Below are 3,248 nucleotides of genomic sequence, written 5' to 3'. Positions count from 1 at the left end.
TGTTGAAAGTAACTTTACCTGCAATAAAAATTTCTTTTTTTCTTCAAAATAAATGAAGGCAAGGATAGATTAATCTGAAGCATTTTTTGTCAGATTGTTCCATTCCTTGCCTTCTTCGATTATTATAGCTCTTGTTGTGTATACTGCTAAAAAAAAGCAGGAGCCGCACCTACCACAGTCCGCTCCCGCCTTTTCTAGTTATGCATAAATTAAACTATACACAACCCTTTACAGGAAACTATGATAACTTTACTCGTGAATGAAAACAACCCTTTATCTCAAACTTTTTATAATGAATTAATTGAAGACCTCCAAATTTACAAAATTTCATGTCCCCAATGCAAATGTATTGGTCATTTTGGTATACATGGATACTATACGCGCACTGTAACAACTGGCATCGCCAGTGTTTCTATCCGAATTCAGCGCATCAAATGCAACTCATGCTCTATGACTCAAGCCCTTCTTACCTCGCAAATGGTTCCCTACTCCCAGATAGCTCTTTCTACTCAAGTAAAAATTATTGAAGAGATTGAGAAGAAGACCTCTTATTCTTCAATCGAAGCTAAGCTTTCTATTAGTATTTACTGTATCAATTACATCATTTCCAACTACTATAAATACTGGAAACAAATGAAGCTCATTGCTTCACTTGATTTTTCAAATCTTTCCAAACTGACACAACTATCTTTTGCTAATTATTCGCTGCAGTTTATGCAGATTAGAAATACTGCCAATTCTCTTTGGGTAAATACCACATAGCCTTAATCCAATACCTCTTCATGACTCCTTATACTATAGAAAAAAGATAAGGAGGACCCACTTATGGATCAAGAAACAAAGCATGATAAAGCCCTAATGAGATATTCAGTCATCGCTCCTGCCATACTTGGACTTTCAGATGAGTATCCTACACTTGCGGCTTTCTTTCGTGATGCCTCCGAAAAAGGAGTTGTGACTCCTGACGGCAAGCGTAAGATTTATTCTCCTCAGACAATTGAAAGATGGTACAGAGAGTACAAATTAGGAGGTTTTGAAGCACTCATTCCCGGTAATCGTTCTGACATCGGTAAATCTAGAAAACTCGATGAAGATGTCCAGGAGCGTATTAGATATCTAAAAAAGGAATACCCTCGCATGTCTGCCACAGATATCTACTTAAAACTCATTAAAGATGGAGATATCACTAAAAATGAAGCTTCACTCTCTACTGTAAACCGCTTCATTAAAAATCAGGCCATTGTTGAACGTACTACTAACAATCAGGACATGCGTCGCTATGAAAGACCTCACATAAATGAAGTTTGGTGCGGTGACTCCAGTGTCGGCCCTTACATTAAACTTGAAGATGGCAGAAAGCACCGAGTTTATATAATCGCCCTTATTGATGATGCCAGCAGATTTATTGTTGGTATCGATGTCTTTTTCAATGACAACTTCATAAATCTTATGAGTGTTATTAAGTCCGCTGTTGCCAAGTACGGTCGCCCTAAGGTGTTTAATTTTGACAATGGTAGTTCCTATCGTAATAAACAGATGGATTTGCTTGTAGCTCGAATTGGTTCTGTCGTTCACTATGACCAACCATATACTCCTACTCAAAAAGCCAAAATCGAACGTTGGTTCAGGACATTAAAGGATCAATGGATGGCAACTTTGAACGTCAATGATTTCCATTCCCTTGATGAACTAAGAGAAAGCCTCCATGCATATGTCCAAAAATACAATCAAACAGTTCACTCTTCTTTAAAAGGTATGTCGCCACAGCAGCGTTACTTTTCAGAGTCAAAACTTATACACCGCCTGCCAGAGGATTCTATTGATAAATGTTTCTTACTGGAGATTGAACGTAAAGTATCTTCTGACAGTGTTATTACTATTGATCACATTGAATACGAAGTTGATTATCGCTTTGCAAAGCAACATATCACGCTTCGTTATTCTCCAGATTTTAAAGATATTTTCATTGTTGAAGCTGATGGAACTTTAACTCCTATCAGGCTTTTAAATAAAACTGAAAACGCTTTCGTCAAGCGTGAAAAAGTCAAACTTTGTGGAGGTGAAGAATAATGGAGTACTATACTCGCTATGGTCTAGAGTTCAATCCATTCTTAAAGAACTCAAAGGAAATTCTTCTTGAAACAGAAGAATACAAGGAAGCCGTTTACAGACTAAACTATCTTCTTTCAACCAAAGGTTTTGGTGTCCTCACTGGCAGTCCTGGAAAAGGTAAAACAACACTTGTTAGAAATTGGGCCAAATCTCTTAATCCATCTTTGTATAAAGTTATCTACACTTGTTTTTCTACGTTAAGTGCCAATGATTTCTACAGAACACTTGCTTCAGATTTAGGTGCCGAAGCGGCATTCAAAAAACCTGATAACTTCAAGCGTATCCAAGAAGAAATTAATAGACTTGCACTTGAGAAAAAGAAGACTCCAGTAATTATCATTGATGAAGCCAATTACATTAATGCTGCTATTCTCAATGACTTTAAACTCCTATTTAACTTTGAAATGGATTCTAGAGATAGAGCTGTTGTACTTCTTGCTGGCCTTCCAAAAATAAATACCACTTTAAATCTTGGTATCCATGAACCTTTCAGGCAACGTGTAATCATGAACTATAACCTGGAAGGTATCACCAAAGAGGAGGGAAAAGACTACATCCACACAAAACTTAAAGAGGCAGGTTGTATACAAACAGTCTTTGAAGATGCTGCAATAGAAGCAATACTCAACGCTGCTGATGGAACCCCTCGTCTAATTAATAAGTTCTGCAACAGTTGCCTACTTGTTGGTGATGCAATGAAAGCTGAGATGATCACAGCTGACATTGTCATGAAAGGTATCGCTGAGTGTGAACTCTAATCTTGCGGTTAAACACTACCATCTTCGGAGTGTTTGTGATTCAGACACTATTCAATTTTTAAGCTTCAAAACCAAGGCAAAGAATACTCTTTTGCACCTTGGTTTTTGAAGTTGTTTTCGATTTTGGAACAACTTCAATTTATACTTCTTTTTCTTTACGAAAAAGTGTATAGACAATTTTCAAATGAAGGATCATTTTCCTTTCCCATAACATCATCTGCTGACAAACCTTTGAAAATTGTCTATGCACTTTCGTATATGCGATATAAAATAAAGTGCTAATAATACCCCAAATAATTCGACTGATACTATACTGCTATCACTAAACAGCCTCATTTAATCTGAAGGTTGGAGCTTCAATTAATTTGACGAACAACA

At 36.8% G+C, this 3,248-nt stretch carries 3 protein-coding genes; all 3 read left to right on the top strand.

Annotation, left to right across the window (positions count from 1 at the left end):
• The first annotated feature begins 240 nt into the window (after positions 1 to 240).
• Positions 241 to 762 carry a DUF6431 domain-containing protein gene (locus tag BLP54_RS15945; protein WP_090171547.1) on the top strand — a complete coding sequence of 174 codons (522 nt, stop codon included), beginning with the start codon at positions 241 to 243 and terminating at the stop codon, positions 760 to 762.
• 63 nt (positions 763 to 825) lie between these two features.
• Positions 826 to 2,070: a DDE-type integrase/transposase/recombinase gene (locus BLP54_RS15500; protein ID WP_090171544.1), complete on the top strand. Its 1,245-nt coding sequence runs from the start codon at positions 826 to 828 to the stop codon at positions 2,068 to 2,070.
• Positions 2,070 to 2,870, top strand: coding sequence for an ExeA family protein (locus BLP54_RS15495; RefSeq protein WP_090171541.1), 801 nt, complete (start codon positions 2,070 to 2,072; stop codon positions 2,868 to 2,870). Before BLP54_RS15500 ends, BLP54_RS15495 begins: the two co-directional genes overlap by 1 nt.
• The last annotated feature ends 378 nt before the right edge of the window (positions 2,871 to 3,248 follow it).

The organism is Pseudobutyrivibrio sp. 49, assembly GCF_900100545.1.
Lineage (GTDB): Bacteria > Bacillota > Clostridia > Lachnospirales > Lachnospiraceae > Pseudobutyrivibrio.
The sequence above is the reverse complement of the archived record's forward strand: the minus strand, read 5'-3'. Positions and strand labels throughout refer to the sequence as shown.

What these genes read in the sequence shown, in the direction of transcription:
- BLP54_RS15945 (WP_090171547.1), top strand. Translation starts at nt 241, where the DNA reads ATGATAACTTTACTCGTGAATGAAAACAACCCTTTATCTCAAACTTTT.
- BLP54_RS15500 (WP_090171544.1), top strand. Translation starts at nt 826, where the DNA reads ATGGATCAAGAAACAAAGCATGATAAAGCCCTAATGAGATATTCAGTC.
- BLP54_RS15495 (WP_090171541.1), top strand. Translation starts at nt 2,070, where the DNA reads ATGGAGTACTATACTCGCTATGGTCTAGAGTTCAATCCATTCTTAAAG.